The organism is Nonomuraea gerenzanensis, assembly GCF_020215645.1.
Lineage (GTDB): Bacteria > Actinomycetota > Actinomycetes > Streptosporangiales > Streptosporangiaceae > Nonomuraea > Nonomuraea gerenzanensis.
In genome coordinates, this window is record NZ_CP084058.1 from 6,513,934 (window position 1) to 6,527,728 (window position 13,795).

General features: G+C 73.1%; 16 protein-coding genes. 8 read left to right on the forward strand and 8 right to left on the reverse strand.

The features are described 5' to 3' along the window. The first annotated feature begins 55 nt into the window (after window positions 1-55). Genes LCN96_RS30490 through LCN96_RS30500 form a run of 3 tightly spaced genes read left to right on the forward strand, consistent with a single transcriptional unit; the run spans window position 56 to window position 2,327 of the window. The gene (locus LCN96_RS30490) at window positions 56-1,018 is read left to right on the forward strand and encodes an ATP-binding cassette domain-containing protein (RefSeq protein WP_225265862.1); all 963 of its coding nucleotides are present in this window, start codon (window positions 56-58) and stop codon (window positions 1,016-1,018) included. After that, window positions 1,018-1,821, forward strand: a complete 804-nt coding sequence (locus LCN96_RS30495; protein ID WP_225265863.1) for an ABC transporter permease — start codon at window positions 1,018-1,020, stop codon at window positions 1,819-1,821. The genes LCN96_RS30490 and LCN96_RS30495 overlap by 1 nt, the downstream gene beginning before the upstream one ends. Beyond that, on the forward strand, window positions 1,818-2,327 hold the full coding sequence (locus tag LCN96_RS30500) for a DUF1707 SHOCT-like domain-containing protein (RefSeq protein WP_225265864.1): 510 nt from the start codon (window positions 1,818-1,820) through the stop codon (window positions 2,325-2,327). Before LCN96_RS30495 ends, LCN96_RS30500 begins: the two co-directional genes overlap by 4 nt. Here LCN96_RS30500 and LCN96_RS30505 read toward each other — a convergent pair. From LCN96_RS30505 to LCN96_RS30530, 6 genes are all read right to left on the reverse strand, one after another. Next, on the reverse strand, window positions 2,302-3,141 hold the full coding sequence (locus tag LCN96_RS30505; protein ID WP_225265865.1) for a class I SAM-dependent methyltransferase: 840 nt from the start codon (window positions 3,139-3,141) through the stop codon (window positions 2,302-2,304). The genes LCN96_RS30500 and LCN96_RS30505 overlap by 26 nt on opposite strands. A 29-nt stretch (window positions 3,142-3,170) precedes the next feature. Further along, entirely contained in the window at window positions 3,171-3,467 is a 297-nt protein-coding gene (locus LCN96_RS30510) for a GNAT family N-acetyltransferase (RefSeq protein ID WP_225276089.1), read from the reverse strand. Between the two features lie 88 nt (window positions 3,468-3,555). Then, window positions 3,556-4,914: a chromate efflux transporter gene (gene chrA, locus LCN96_RS30515; protein ID WP_225265866.1), complete on the reverse strand. Its 1,359-nt coding sequence runs from the start codon at window positions 4,912-4,914 to the stop codon at window positions 3,556-3,558. Further along, a complete protein-coding gene (locus LCN96_RS30520) occupies window positions 4,911-5,342 on the reverse strand; it encodes a chromate resistance protein ChrB domain-containing protein (protein ID WP_225265867.1) in 432 nt (143 codons plus the stop codon). The genes chrA and LCN96_RS30520 overlap by 4 nt, the downstream gene beginning before the upstream one ends. Continuing rightward, the gene (locus tag LCN96_RS30525; RefSeq protein ID WP_225265868.1) at window positions 5,339-5,911 is read right to left on the reverse strand and encodes a Chromate resistance protein ChrB; all 573 of its coding nucleotides are present in this window, start codon (window positions 5,909-5,911) and stop codon (window positions 5,339-5,341) included. The genes LCN96_RS30520 and LCN96_RS30525 overlap by 4 nt, the downstream gene beginning before the upstream one ends. Window positions 5,912-5,952: 41 nt before the next feature. Then, the gene (locus LCN96_RS30530; protein ID WP_225265869.1) at window positions 5,953-6,405 is read right to left on the reverse strand and encodes an ATP-binding protein; all 453 of its coding nucleotides are present in this window, start codon (window positions 6,403-6,405) and stop codon (window positions 5,953-5,955) included. Between the two features lie 522 nt (window positions 6,406-6,927). Here LCN96_RS30530 and LCN96_RS30535 point away from each other — a divergent pair. The 5 genes from LCN96_RS30535 to LCN96_RS30555 all read left to right on the forward strand — a co-directional run bounded on the left by LCN96_RS30535 (window position 6,928) and on the right by LCN96_RS30555 (window position 11,974). Beyond that, the gene (locus LCN96_RS30535) at window positions 6,928-7,278 is read left to right on the forward strand and encodes an STAS domain-containing protein (protein ID WP_225265870.1); all 351 of its coding nucleotides are present in this window, start codon (window positions 6,928-6,930) and stop codon (window positions 7,276-7,278) included. An 87-nt stretch (window positions 7,279-7,365) separates the two neighbouring features. Next, entirely contained in the window at window positions 7,366-8,346 is a 981-nt protein-coding gene (locus LCN96_RS30540; protein WP_225265871.1) for a hypothetical protein, read from the forward strand. 72 nt (window positions 8,347-8,418) lie between these two features. Further along, window positions 8,419-9,345, forward strand: coding sequence for a cucumopine synthase-related protein (locus tag LCN96_RS30545; protein WP_225265872.1), 927 nt, complete (start codon window positions 8,419-8,421; stop codon window positions 9,343-9,345). Then, the gene (locus LCN96_RS30550) at window positions 9,342-10,442 is read left to right on the forward strand and encodes an NAD(P)/FAD-dependent oxidoreductase (RefSeq protein WP_225265873.1); all 1,101 of its coding nucleotides are present in this window, start codon (window positions 9,342-9,344) and stop codon (window positions 10,440-10,442) included. Before LCN96_RS30545 ends, LCN96_RS30550 begins: the two co-directional genes overlap by 4 nt. After that, entirely contained in the window at window positions 10,439-11,974 is a 1,536-nt protein-coding gene (locus tag LCN96_RS30555; protein ID WP_225265874.1) for a cytochrome P450 family protein, read from the forward strand. Before LCN96_RS30550 ends, LCN96_RS30555 begins: the two co-directional genes overlap by 4 nt. 124 nt (window positions 11,975-12,098) lie before the next feature. Here LCN96_RS30555 and LCN96_RS30560 read toward each other — a convergent pair whose 3' ends face one another. Together LCN96_RS30560 and LCN96_RS56760 are read right to left on the reverse strand one after the other, a co-directional pair. Further along, window positions 12,099-13,013 carry an ABC transporter ATP-binding protein gene (locus LCN96_RS30560; protein ID WP_225265875.1) on the reverse strand — a complete coding sequence of 305 codons (915 nt, stop codon included), beginning with the start codon at window positions 13,011-13,013 and terminating at the stop codon, window positions 12,099-12,101. Then, a complete protein-coding gene (locus LCN96_RS56760) occupies window positions 13,010-13,639 on the reverse strand; it encodes a TetR/AcrR family transcriptional regulator (protein ID WP_311131956.1) in 630 nt (209 codons plus the stop codon). Before LCN96_RS56760 ends, LCN96_RS30560 begins: the two co-directional genes overlap by 4 nt. Window positions 13,640-13,795 lie beyond the last annotated feature (156 nt).

The following is a 13,795-nucleotide window of genomic DNA, read 5'->3' on the forward strand; positions in this document are numbered from 1 at the left end:
CGTTCCTGAGTCGTGCACCGTTCCTGAGTCGTGCACCGTTCCTGAGGAGAGACCTGTGACAGACGCGATCGTGGCCGAGGGCCTGGTCAAGAAGTACGGCGAGGTGACCGCCCTCGACGGGATGGAGCTGACCGTCCCCCGAGGCACCGTGTTCGGGCTGCTCGGCCCGAACGGCGCGGGCAAGACCACCACCGTGCGGATCCTGACGACGTTACTGAAACCGGACGCCGGGCGCGCCGAGGTGGCGGGGTTCGACGTCGTCCGCGACGCCGCCCGGCTGCGCGCCCGCATCGGCGCCTCCGGCCAGTACGCCGCCGTGGACGACCACCTGACCGGCGCCGAGAACCTGGAGATGATCGGCCGCCTCTACCACCTGGGCGTCAGGCGCAGCCGGCAGCGCGCCCGCGAGCTGCTCGACCGCTTCGACCTCGGCGAGGCCGCCGACCGCCCGGTGCAGGGCTACTCGGGCGGCATGCGGCGGCGGCTGGACCTGGCCGGCGCGCTGGTCGCCGACCCGCCGGTGCTCTTCCTGGACGAGCCCACGACCGGCCTGGACCCGCGGGCCAGGGCGAGCCTGTGGGAGGTCATCGGCGAGCTCGTGGCCGGCGGCACCACGGTGCTGCTCACCACCCAGTACATGGAGGAGGCCGACCGGCTCGCCCACCGCATCGCGGTGGTGGACCACGGCCGGGTGATCGCGCTCGGCACCGCCGACCAGCTCAAGGACCAGGTCGGCGGCGACCGCGTCGAGCTGTCGGTGACGAGCGAGGAGGACCTGCGCGCCGCCGTGCGGACGCTGGCGCCGCTGGCCGTCGGCGACCCGCGGATCGACGCCACCGGCCTGCGGCTGACGATCCCGGTCGCCGGCGGCGCCGCCACGCTGACCAGCGCGCTCGGGCACCTGGCCGCCGAGCGGATCACCGTACGCGACGCCGGCCTACGCCGGCCGACCCTGGACGACGTCTTCCTGAGCCTCACGGGCCACCGGAGCGACGAGAAAGTGAAGGAGCACGCCTGATGGACGCCCTGCGGATCGCCGTCGCCGACGGCATGACGATCACCAAGCGGAACGCGCTGAAGATCCGGCGCGCCCCTGACCTGCTGGGCGGCGTGATCATGCTGCCTGTCGTGTTCGTGCTGCTGTTCACCTACGTCTTCGGCAGCATGATCGAGCTGCCCGGCCTGTCGTACGGCGAGTACCTGCTCCCCGGGATCTTCGTCATGACGATCGTCACCAGCGCGCAGATCACCGGCTACACCCTGACCCTGGACCTGCAGAAGGGCGTCTTCGACCGCTTCCGCACCCTGCCGATGTCCCCGTCGGCCGTGCTGACCGGCCAGACCGCCGCCGACCTGATCATGAACGTGACCAGCATCGTCACCATGGCGCTCGTCGGGCTGCTGGTGGGCTGGCGCATCCGCAGCTCGCCGCTGGAGGGCGTGCTCGGGTTCCTGATGCTGCTGCTGTTCGCCTACGCCTTCTCCTGGGTGACGGCGACGGTGGCGCTGGCCCTGCGCACGCCGGAGGTGTTCAACAACGTGGCGACGCTGCTGTCGTTCCCGCTGATCTTCCTGTCCAACGCGTTCGTGGACAGCACGCGCCTGCCCGGGCCGCTGCAGGTGGTCGCCGAGTGGAACCCGGTCTCCACGCTCGTCCAGGCGGCGCGCGAGCTGTTCGGCAACACCAGCCCCGCCATGCCGGCGCCCGACGCCTGGCCGCTGCAGCACGCGGTGCCGGTGTCGCTGCTCTGGTCGGTCCTGCTCCTGGTCGTGTTCCCGCCGCTGGCCACGCGGCTGTACAAGAGGGCGGTCAGCCGATGACCCACGTTTCCGACCTCGATCGCGACAGGGCGGTGGAGCTCGTCCAGCAGGCCTACGCGGACGGGCGGCTGGACCCGGCGGAGCTGGAGGTGCGGCTCGAACGGGCGCTCACCGCCACCTCCTCTCAGGAACTGGCGCCGGTCGTCGCCGATCTGCCGGGCGACGAGCCGGTGCGGCTGGAGTCCACCGGCGGGCGCCTCACGCGGGAGGGCGACTGGCAGGTGCCGCGCCGGTTGCGGGTCGACTCCGAGTACGGCAACGTGCGGCTCGACCTGTCCAGGGCGCACGTGCCGTACGCGCGGGTGGAGATCGAGCTGCGGCTCGCGTACGGCCGGGCCCTGATCATCCTGCCCGCCGGCGCGAGCGCGGACACCGACGGCGTGCGCACCGAATGGGGCCGCGTGACCTGCAAGGTGGCGGGCCGCCCGCGCCAGGGCGGGCTGCACGTCCAGATCACCGGGGAGCTGCCCTACGGCCGCCTCACCGTCCGCGACGCGCGGAGGTGAGCAGCCGGAACCGCACGATCCGGGTGGACCGCTTCAAGCCCGGCACCAGGTTCATCAGCCGGTACGCGCGGCGGATGCTCGCGGGCGCCCTGGCCATCAGGATCGGCGCGTCGGACATCGGCGCCTCGCCGGCGTACTCCAGCCGCGGGTGCCAGGCGGCCAGCGCGGCCGGGTCGTCGAAGCCGCAGCGGAACCGCGTGCCGTACCTGCGCAGCGTGGGATCCCAGCGCGAGGTGCGCCACGCCCACACCGGCACCGTGTCGAGCTGGATCTGGCCGGTGGGGAAGGCGTCGGCGACGCCGGTCAGCAGCCGCCGGACCTCCGGCTCGGCCAGGTAGGGCACCAGTCCTTCGGCGATCATCAGCACCGGCCGGTCGTGGGGGACGCGCTCCAGCCAGGCCGGGTCGGTGACGCTGGAGCCGATCAGCGTGCAGTGCTCGCGCGGCGGCAGGAAGCGCCGCCGCAGCTCGATGACGGCCGGGTAGTCCAGGTCGTACCAGTCGACGGTGGCGGGCGGGTCGATCCGGTGCACCCGGGCGTCGAGCCCGCAGCCCAGGTGCAGGACCACCGCGTCGGGGTGATCGGCCAGGTAGCTCCTGGCCCAGTCGTCGTGGGCCTTGGTGCGGACCACGACCACGAGGCCGAGCTGGCTGGTGCCGAACCTGCGGCGGTCGTAGCCGGGGTCGAGGCGGCGCATCACCTGCTCGGCGTACGCGTCGCCGAGGATCGGGTGCGGCAGCCGGTTGTCCAGGGCCTTGGCTTTGAGGACGGGGGTGAGGGTCTGCTGGGCACCGACGAGATCGCTCTCCTTCACCACCACGACGATACTCGCCGGGGCCCCGGTCAGCGGGGGCCGGGCGCCACCTGCCAGCGGCAGATCAGCTTGGGGATCAGTTCGGCGCCGATGCGCTGGTAGAAGCGCTGGGCGGCCACGTTCGCCGCGGCGACCTCCCAGCGGATCACCCGGCCGGCCGCGGCCTCGGCGACCGCGCGCATCAGCCGCTCCCCCGCCCCGTCGCCGCGCTCCCCGTCCGCGACGAAGAGGTCGTCCAGCGCGAGATAGTCACCGCCCGACCACAGGCTGACCCGCACGAGCCAGGACACGTAGCCGATCGCCCGCCCGTCCCGCTCGGCGAGCAGGTAGCGCCGGCGCCGGCCTGGCCCTCGAACGCGCGCTCGGCGTACGGGCGGACCCGCCGCGGCCCGCGGACGCCCGACCGTGCCCGAGCTACCAGGGCACCAGGGCGGTGCCGAGGCCGAGCACGGCGCAGCAGCCCAGGATGCGCAGCATCGGCCACTTCATGGCGAACGTCATCACGAGCGCGGCCACGGTGATGGCCAGGGCGGTGAGGTTCGCCGTGGCGGCGTCGGGGAGCTGGACGCTGAACGGGCCCCAGGCCCAGGTGAAGGTCCGGGCGAAGAGGGTGTGCTCGGCGAAGTAGAGGGCGAGGTTGGCGATGACGCCGACGACCGCGGCGGTGATGCCGGTCAGGGCGGCGCTGATGGCGGTGTTGTGGCGCAGGCGCTCGACGTAGGGGGCGCCGAGGAAGATGAACAGGAAGCACGGCACGAACGTGACCCAGGTGGTCAGCAGGGCGCCGAGCAGCGCGCCGGCCCACGGGGTGAGGGCGCCGGGGTCGCGGTAGGCGCCGAGGAAGGCGACGAACTGCACGACCATGATGAGCGGGCCGGGCGTGGTCTCGGCCAGGGCCAGGCCGCGGACCATCTCGCCGGGGGTCAGCCAGGCGTAGGTCTCGACGGCGCGCTGGGCGACGAACGCGAGCACGGCATAGGCGCCGCCGAAGGTGACCAGTGCGGTGCCGGAGAAGAACAGCCCCTGGGTGGCGAACACACTGTCGCCCCCGAGCAGGAGCGCCACCGCGGCCACCGGCAGCCACCAGGCCACCAGCCCCACGGCCAGGATCCGGCCCGCCGAGCGCCGGCTCGGCCGGGCGTGGTGCAGGGCGTCGTCGGGGATCAGCGGTGGCGGGCCGCCGTCGCCACCGTGCCCGCCACTCCTGGCCAGGACGTGCGGAGCCACCCGGTACGCCGCCCACCCGACGAGGGCCGCCACGGCGATCACCACAGGGAACGGCACCCCGAACAGGGCCAGCGCCCCGAACGCGGCCACCGCGACGGCGACGAACAGCGGGTGGGTCAGCGAGCGCCTGGCGACCCGGATGACGGCCTGGGCGACGATGGCCAGCACCGCCGGGGCGATCCCGGCGAACAGGGCGGTCACCACCGTGGTGTCCTGCCACAGCACGTACACCGCCGACAGCGCGAGGAGCGCGAGCATGCCGGGCAGCACGAACAGCGTGCCCGCGACCAGCCCGCCCCGGGTGCCGTTGAGCAGCCAGCCGACGTAGATCGCGAGCTGCTGCGCCTCCGGCCCCGGCAGCAGCATGCAGTAGTTGAGCGCGTGGTTGAAGCGCTGCTGGCCGATCCAGCGCCGCTCCTCCACCAGGGTGCGCTGCATGACGGCGATCTGCCCGGCGGGGCCGCCGAACGTCTGCAACGAGATCCCGAACCAGGCGCGCACCGCCTGACGGAACGGGATCACATCCCGCGTGGCCTCGGTGCTCATGCCGGCTCCCGGCCGAGCAGCAGGGCGCGCCGGTGGAACTCGTACAGGCCGTCGAAGAGCGGCCCGGTGAGCTGCAGCACGCGGGCGTCGTCGCAGATCATCGACAGCCCGCGCAGGATCACGTCCATCCCGGGAGCTTCGGGGGCGTCGAAGCGCCCGTCGTCGATGTCGGCCTCGTGCACGATCTCGGCCAGCTTCCACAGCACCGGGTCGTCCAGGTCGTAGCGGCGCAGGATCGTCTCGAAGCTGCAGTCGCCGCCGTGGTGGGACAGCTCGGCGCCCCGCATGTCGAACGGCGTCGCATCCGCCGGCACCAGCGCCGGGTCGTCCACGAACAGGAACTCGGGGTCGGGGTCGACGTGCCGCCGGATCAGCCAGGCGCACGCCGCCCGGTCGATGTGCACGCCGGCGCGCGTCGCCCACCTCATCGCGCCACCTCGCCGGAGCCGGCACCCGCGTCGGCGACTCCGTCGGCCGCGGCGCCAGCGCCAGCAGTGGCGGCGGTGGCGGCGGCGGTGGCGGCGGCGGCGGCGGTGGCGGCGGCCGTGGCCAGCGCTCGCACCGCGTGCTGTGCGACCTCGCGCTCGACGGGCGGGAAGTAGTCGCGCCGCCCGATCCTGCGCAGCTCGCCCTGCAACCGCTTCACGACGCGACCGCGCTCACCGGGCCGCGCCCGAGCAGCAGCCTCGGCCTGCTCCACCACCGCCCGGTATTCGGCGGCCCGCGCCGCCCGCATCTCGGCCGCGATCGCCTTCTCCTGCACGGCACTCCCGGCGGCGGCCAGCCACACGGTGGAGCTGCCGCCGATCTCCCCGATCTCCTCGGCGATCCAGTCGATCTGCTCCCTGGTCCGGGCATCGGCGGGCAACGCGACGAGCCCGTCACCCAGCCGCGCCACCCCGAGCCGGTCCAGCTTGCGCCAGATCGTGATCCGCAACGTCGACGGCTGACGCGGAACGCGGTACGCCAGCAACACCCATTGCCCTGCCAAACCCATGCAACCATTGTTACAGTAACCACGGTTGCAGACAATAGAGGTCAGGGCGTGGCCCGCCGCGGCCCCGACTTGCCGGTGGTGCGGCGCTCCTGCGAATCGACCGCATCGGGCCGATGGTGGAAGTGCAGGCTGAGCACCGATCCCCGGTCGGTCTGCTCCAGGGTGACCTGGTCGCACAGATGCTGGATGACCCAGAGCCCGAACCCGCTCTTGCCGGTCGGATCGACGTGGGCCGCCTTCAGGTGCTCGGCGGTCAGCCCGCCCCCGCTGTCGAGCACCTCCACGGTGATGCCCCGCTCGTGGGCCCGAGCGATGACCAGCCCCGCCCGTCCGCCGTGGTCGAGCACGTTGGTGACCGCTTCGTTGACCGCGACGAGCAGGTCCTCCAGCCGTTCACCGGACAGCCCGTGGTGACGGCCGTGGATGCTCAGCAGGCCGCGGATGTAGCCCAGGTCAGGGCTGATGGTGCAGCGCAGTTCGAAATCCGCACTCATGATCGTGGGCCTGCGCGGGTCGGGGATGAAGGGGGAAGGGGGCGCGTACTTCCCACGACCTGCCTTTCCGACCGGCCGATCGTTAAACGGTCACCCCTCACCGGCCGGGGCCCGCCACAGCCGCCCCGGCCGTCATCCCCGGGGGAAAGCGCAGGCAGCGTACGGGGAAGCCAGGGCTGAACCCAGCGGGCAAGTCAGGTGGCGGCATAAAGCAGGCCATAGTGGGCAGCATAGATGGCTGACCCTCGTCAGCGAGCTACGCCGGGCACAACGCACCGGCACGGGGCCGACGCACCGCACCGGCACAGAGCGCACGCCGTCGGCGCCCGGCAGACAGGCAGACGGCAGCCAGGCGGCAGGCACGGCAGCCCATACGGCTCCACCGGCCACACCGCCCCGCCCGGCATCCCCGCACCACCAGCGCCACGCGGCGTCGCAGCGGTCTCCACCCAAGCGATTCCCGAGACCCCGGTTACGGGACCGCCACGCTGACCGATCGTTCCCGAGCACCCGGGAGGACCCATGACGCCCCGAACGGGCGACAGCCATGCCTCCATCAGGCCCGTCATGAACCCGCACGGCCTGCACATCAGCGGCGCGTTCGACCGCGACACCGGCCCCCTGCTGGCCCGCGCGCTGACCTGGGCGGTCCAGGCAGGCACCACGAACATCCATCTCCACCTCGGCGAGGTGACCTTCATCGACGTCGGCGCCGTCCGGCTGATCGCCCGCGCCGCCACCGAGCTGCCCCCGCCACGCAGGCTGATCGTCGACCCGATGCCGCCCATGGCGACCAAGCTGCTGCACCTGCTGGGCTGGCGGCTCGGCCCCGGCAATCGCCTGTACGTCCCCGGCAACGGCTACGACCTCTGACGCCGCGCGGCCGGCCACCCCCAGCGGACGGGCCCCAGGACGAAATCTCCTCGCGGACCGCCGGCGGCCCCCGCTAGATTCGCGAGCGTGTCCCACCCCCTCGACATCGTGTGCGACGAGTCCGGCGCGGAGGGCGAGAGGCTCGTCGGCGGCAACAGCGACGTCTTCACGCACGCCGCCGTGCGGATGGACGCCGCGAGCGCCGCCGCCTGCGTCGGCGAGCTGCGGGTGCGGGCGCCCACGCCGGCCACGGAGTACAACGCGTGCCACGTGCTGCGCGGCAAGCACCGCGCGGCTCTGCTGTGGCTGCTCGGCCCGGACGGCCCCGTGCTGGGCAAGGTACGCGTCTGCGTCACCGACAAGCTCTTCTACGTCGTCGGCAAGATCGCCGGGCTGCTCCAGGAGGACCACGCGCCCCGCCTCGGCCTCGATCCGCGCGCCCGCCCCACGGCCGTCACCCTCTACCGGGAGGGCCCGCGGGCGTTCGGGCCCGAGCGGTGGACGGCCCTGCTCGACTCGTTCAACTACCTGCTGCGCGCCAAGAACGGCCAGGGCGTCACCACGTCGGTCGAGGACACCTTCCGCCTGGTGGACGCCTTGCGCGGAGCCGGCGGCCAGGCGGGCGAGATCATGGAGGCGCTGTGGCGGGCCAGACCCCGCGTGGCGGCCTTCCGCGAGCGGCTGATGGCGGACCCGTACGTCTTCCCCGCCCTCGACCCGCTCATCCCCGCCATCGCCGGCGCGGTGCGGTTCTGGAGCGCGGACGGCCCTGTCACGGTGGTGCACGACCGGCAGACCACGCTGACCGACGAGCGGATCGCGCAGCTCGGGCAGCTCCTCGGCGGCCGGATGGCCGGGCTGCGGCTGGTCGACTCGGAGCTGGACGAGCGGGTGCAGATCGCCGACGTGATGGCGGGCGTGGCGCGCAGGATCGCGCTGGACGCGCTCGCCGGGAGGGGCGATCCGGCGCTGACCACGCTGATCCGCCCGTACGTCGATCCCGCGTCCGTCTGGGGGGACGAACGCAGCGGCGACCTGCTGATTCCCGGTGAGGTCATCTCCCGGTAAATACCCCAGCCCCACCCCCTATCGCCACATACTGTGACGTTAGAGTGACGTATTGTGAACGATACTAAGCATGTGGAAATCACCTGGCCCGGCATCGGCATCACCGTGGCCGCCGAACTCGACCAGCGCAACCCCTCCCTGGCCCAGGCCCTGTGGGACGGGCTGCCCTACCGCAGCCTGCAGGGCCACGCCCTGGTCGCCGGCTACCACCTGTACCACGTCGCGCCCATCTACTCCTTGCTGCACACCCCGGCCGAGTACAAGGTGGACCGCCGCACGGTGCCCGACGGCACCCTGTTCTGCTCCCGGCTGCAGCACCTGGGCATCAGGTACGGCGAGCTGACCGAGCCCATGCAGGCCACCCCGATCGGCAGGGTGGTCGACTCCGACCTCGACGCCCTCGTCCAAGCCGGCCGCGAGGTGTGGCGTTCGGTCTACGAGACCAAGCAGCCCGTCATCGCCGAGGTACGCCGCGCCGGCGAGCAGGGCGGCCACGTCCTGCCGCGCCTGCCGCTCGGCGACCCGGAGCTCAACCGGCTCGCCGTCGAGGTGCACGCCGAGACCGAGCGCATCTGGCTGGACCCGCCGCAGGAGCTGGTCGACCTGCACCAGGGCCGCATCCCGTCCGGCGCGGGCAGCTACGAGACGGTCCTGACCACGCTGCTGTTCGTCAACGGCGAGACCCGCCCGCTCGGCTACAGCTGCTACGGCGGCCTCGTCCGCGCCGCCCTGGACGGCATGCCGATGCCGTGGCTGCGCCAGATGACCAGGCAGCTCGCCCACACGCCCGCCGAGTTCCTCGGCTACTGCGGCCTCGACCGCCTGTGGGACTTCACCCAGCGGCTGCTGTCGGGGCTGGAGCGGCTCGACGACCACGAGGACTTCGTCGCGATCATGGCCCACATGGCGCTCTACTGCAACTGCCTCGGCGGCTGGAACTCGCACCTGTTCCCCTGGCAGGCGGGCGCCCACCTGCGCAGAACGCTGGCGGCGACATGAGCACGGGCTCCCGGGTGGTGGTGATCGGCGGCGGCGTCATCGGGCTGTCGATCGCCTTCCACCTGGCCGAGGCGGGGCAGGACGTGACACTGCTGGAGCGCGGCACGCTCGGCTCCGGCGCCTCCCGCGCCACCGCGGACGTCGTGCGCTCGTACTTCGCCGGCAACCCGGTCAGCTCGTCGCTGGCCGTGCGCAGCCTGGAAGCGTACCGGGCCTTCGCCACCAGACCGGGCACCCCGCTGCCGCTGCGGCAGGTCGGCTACCTGGTGCTGTTCACCGAGCCCGAGCAGCTCGCCGCGTTCAACGCCGACCTGGCGGCCCAGCGCGCCGCCGGCGTGGACGTCGAGCTGATCGGCCCCGACGAGGCCAGGGAGCACAACCCGCTCATCGGGGACCTGCCGCTGCTGGGCGCCGCGTACTCGCCGGACGCCTACATCTCCGACACCACCGCCATCGTCAACGCCTACGCGCAGGCGGCCGAGCTGGCGGGGGCGGCGCTGCGTACCGGCTGCCCGGTCACCGCCATCGACCCGGAGGCCGGGCGCGTGCAGACCGCCGACGGCGAGATCTCCGCCGACGCGATCGTGTGCGCCGCCGGCGCCTGGTCGGCCTCGCTCGTCCGCTGCGCGGGCGTGGACATGCCGCTCACCGAGCCGATCGAGCAGGAGCTGCTCACCACCGACCCGCTGCCTCCTGGCACGCCGCAGGTTCCGGTCACCCTGCACGCCGCCAGCGGACTGCTGATCCGCAACCGTGACGACCGGCTGCTCATCGGCATGGGCTATCCGGGGCCCGACCGCGAGTCGTGGCGCAAGGACGTGGCCGTGCGGCTCGCCGAGACGTACCCGAGCCTGGCGGGGATCGGGCTGCACACGGCCGTCACCGGCCTGCGCGACGCCAGCCCGGACAAGACCGCCTTCATCGGCCACCAGCCCGGCCCGCCCGCGTTCCTGTACGCGACCGGCTTCTCCGGCCACGGCCTGTGCAACGCGCCGGCCGCCGGCGAGCTGGTCCGCGACCTCTACCTCGATCGGGACCCCGGCATGGACGTGACCGCCCTGGCCGTCGGGCCCACGCGGACGGGGATGGCCTCATGACCGACCAGCGCTCCGGCCAGGCCGACCGCCTGACCGAAACCACCGGCCCCGACCACACCGGCCGCCTCGCTCACCCGGACCGAGGCACCCACCTCGACGGCGCGGCTCGCCCGGATCACGCCGACGACGCCGGCCACCCGAACACCTCCCACGGCGCCGTCCGCACAGGCGCCCTCGGCGGCGACCGCCGCACAGACGCTCCCCGGAGCAACCGCCGCTCGGATGCTCCCGGCAGCAACCGCCGCACGGACGCCTCCGACGGCGACCACGCCGAGGACGCCGAGCGCACTGGGCGCTCCGGGCGTTCCGGGAGCGCCGGGCGCGAGGGCCGGTTCGTTCTCGACCCGGCCACCGCCGACCTGCACGGCGACAACGACCGCCTGCGCCAGGCGGGCCCGCTGGTGCCCGTGACCGCCGAGGGCGTGCCCGCCTGGGCCGCCACCCAGTACGCCACGCTGCTGACCGTCCTGACCCACCCGGACCTGTCCAGGGAGCTGGAGCACTGGAACGCGCGCCAGACCCTGCCACCCGGCACGGCCATCGACCGCATCGTCACCGACACGTCCCTGCTCAACGCCGAAGGAGAGCGCCACCGCCGGCTGCGCATGCCGCTGACCACCGCGTTCTCCCAGCGGCGGCTGAACGGCCTGCGCCCGCGCATCGAGGAGCTCACCGCCCGCCTGATCGACCGGCTCGCCGAGCTGCCGCCCGACCAGCCGGTGGACCTGCGGCTGGAGTTCGCCTACCCGCTGCCGCGCGAGGTCATCTCCGAGCTGATCGGCATCCCGGCCGCGCACCAGGACGAGCTGCACCGGCTCACCGACGCCGTCGCCCAGGTCGGCGGCCTGGAGGACTCGCCGGGGCTGCGCAAGGAGCTGCGCGAGCTGCTCGACCAGATCATCGACGAGCGCCGCGACACGCCCGGCGAGGACCTCATCAGCGACCTGTTCGCGCTGCACGAGAAGGACGGCGGCCGGCTGTCGGAGGACGAGCTGTTCGCCACCATCGAGCTGCTGTTCATCGCCGGGCACGTCACCACCGTCAACCTGATCACCAACGCCATCGGCGCCCTGCTCACCGAGCAAGGACAGCTCGACCTGCTGCGCTCAGGGCAGTGCCCCTACAGCGCCGCGGTGGAGGAGACGCTGCGCTGGGACTCGCCGATCGCCTACTTCCCGATGCGCTACGCCGTACGGGACGTCGAGATCGACGGGGTGCGCCTGCGCACCGGCGAGCCCGTGCTGGCCTGCTTCGCCTCGGCGGGGCGCGACCCGGACCAGTACGGCCAGGACGCCCACGTCTTCGACGTCACCCGGGAGCAGTTCACGCACCTGGCCTTCGGGCACGGCCCGCACTTCTGCCTGGGCGCGCCGCTGGCCAGGCTGGAGGGCGAGATCGCGATCAAGGCGCTGTTCGAGGCGTTCCCCGGCATGGCGCTGGAACGTCCGGTGGAGGAGCTGCCGCCGCTGGACACGCTGCTGGGCAACAGCACCCGCACGATGCCGGTCATCCTCGGCCCGCGCGCCCGCTGAGCCCGCCCGCCGGCAGGACGGCCGCGCCCGGCGCGAGCAGGACGGGCCGTGCCCGGCGCGAGCAGGACGGGCCGTGCCCGGCGCGAGCAGGACGGGCCGTGCCCGGCCCCCGCCCGCTGAGCGCTCAGCTCGCCCGGGCGGTGGCTCCGTCGTAGTGCCGCAGGAACAGCTCCTCCAGCGTCGGCGGCCGGCTCACCAGCCCGCGCACGCCCGCGGCCGTGAGCCGGCGCAGCACCGGGTCCAGCTCCGCCGTGTCCACGGTGAACCGCACCCGCCCGCCTCCGCCGCCCGGCTCGAAGCTCAGGTCGTGCACGCCTGGCAGGCCCGCCAGCCCGTCGGCGGGCCCCGCCAGGTCGGCCTCGATGGAGGTACGCGTCAGGTGGCGCAGCCCGGCCAGCGTGCCGCTCTCCACCGTGCGCCCGTCACGGATGATCGTCACCCGGTCGCACAGCGTCTCGACCTCGCCCAGGATGTGGCTCGACAGCAGCACCGTACGGTCGCCGCGCCGCCGCTCCTCCCGCACGCAGTCCCTGAACACTTCCTCCATCAGCGGATCGAGCCCGCTGGACGGCTCGTCGAGGACGAGCAGCTCCGCGCCGGAGGCCAGCGCCGCCACCAGCGCCACCTTCTGCCGGTTGCCCTTGGAGTAGGCGCGGCTCTTCTTGCGCGGGTCGAGGCCGAACCGCTCCAGCAGCTCCGCCTTGCGCCGCCGGTCGAGCCCGCCGCGCAACCGGCCGAGCAGGTCGATGGTCTCGCCGCCGGTCAGGTTCGGCCACAGCGTCACGTCGCCGGGCACGTACGCCAGGCGCCGGTGCAACTCCCCCGCCTGCGCCCACGGGTCACCGCCCAGCAGCCGGGCGGTGCCACTGTCGGCGCGCACCATGCCGAGCAGGATGCGGATCGTGGTGCTCTTGCCCGCGCCGTTCGGGCCCAGGAAGCCGTGCACCTCCCCCGTACGTACGGTGAGGTCGAGCCCGTCGAGTGCCCTGGTGCCGCCGAACCGCTTGCGCAGCCCGGCCACGGCGATGGCGTCGGTCATGGGGTTACTCCGTTCGTCCGGCCGAGCGCGGCGCGGGCCGCGGCGGCCTCTTCCGGTGTGAGCAGTGGGTGGGAATAGACCCACAGCAGGGCCCGCAGCAGCTCGTGCTGGCCCTCGGTCGTCTCCAGCGACACCCCCAGGCCGCGCTCGACGTGCGAGGTCAGCACGCTGAACGACAGGGCCATCGCGGCGATCACGGTCGCGCGCGCCTGCGGGGCGACGTCGGGCGGATCCGGCCGGCCCCGGTCGGCCTCCGCCAGCCACCGCACCCCGATGCGCACCATCTCGTCGAAGAACGGCGCCGCCGACCCCTCGGTCAGCGCCCGCGCCAGGTAGTCGCGGTAGGGGCCCATGACGGCGACGGGGTTGAGCCCGCTCAGCGGCCGGCTCGCGGCCTCCTCGTGCAGCCGGTGCATGACCTTCATCAGGTGCTCGTCGCACGCCTCGCGCAGCGCCTGCTTGGAGCCGAAGTGGTGGCGCACCAGGCCCAGGGACACGCCCGCGGTCTCGGCGATGCCGCGGATCGTGGCCCGCTCGAAGCCGTGCTCGCCGAAGTGGCGCAGCGCCGCGTCCCTGATGCGGGCGCGGGCCGTCAGGTCCTCGGGATCCGGTGCGGTCGTCGTCACCCCACCCCTCCTGTTCGATCGTACAGCCGACTGTTCCTGCGAGAAGAAAACTATACCCATGTATAGTCGCTCGTCCAGCACCCGGCCACACACAGAACACGTTCACGCTCTACGCTCCAACCGACGACGATTGGAGCCACCGCCGTGCCACACGCC

Excerpts from the sequence above, each read along its gene's own strand:
- LCN96_RS30525 (WP_225265868.1), bottom strand. The coding sequence starts at position 5,911 with ATGGGTTTGGCAGGGCAATGGGTGTTGCTGGCGTACCGCGTTCCGCGT.
- LCN96_RS30530 (WP_225265869.1), bottom strand. The coding sequence starts at position 6,405 with ATGAGTGCGGATTTCGAACTGCGCTGCACCATCAGCCCTGACCTGGGC.
- LCN96_RS30495 (WP_225265863.1), top strand. The coding sequence starts at position 1,018 with ATGGACGCCCTGCGGATCGCCGTCGCCGACGGCATGACGATCACCAAG.
- chrA (WP_225265866.1), bottom strand. The coding sequence starts at position 4,914 with ATGAGCACCGAGGCCACGCGGGATGTGATCCCGTTCCGTCAGGCGGTG.
- LCN96_RS30500 (WP_225265864.1), top strand. The coding sequence starts at position 1,818 with ATGACCCACGTTTCCGACCTCGATCGCGACAGGGCGGTGGAGCTCGTC.
- LCN96_RS30555 (WP_225265874.1), top strand. The coding sequence starts at position 10,439 with ATGACCGACCAGCGCTCCGGCCAGGCCGACCGCCTGACCGAAACCACC.
- LCN96_RS30560 (WP_225265875.1), bottom strand. The coding sequence starts at position 13,013 with ATGACCGACGCCATCGCCGTGGCCGGGCTGCGCAAGCGGTTCGGCGGC.
- LCN96_RS30535 (WP_225265870.1), top strand. The coding sequence starts at position 6,928 with ATGACGCCCCGAACGGGCGACAGCCATGCCTCCATCAGGCCCGTCATG.
- LCN96_RS30550 (WP_225265873.1), top strand. The coding sequence starts at position 9,342 with ATGAGCACGGGCTCCCGGGTGGTGGTGATCGGCGGCGGCGTCATCGGG.
- LCN96_RS30520 (WP_225265867.1), bottom strand. The coding sequence starts at position 5,342 with ATGAGGTGGGCGACGCGCGCCGGCGTGCACATCGACCGGGCGGCGTGC.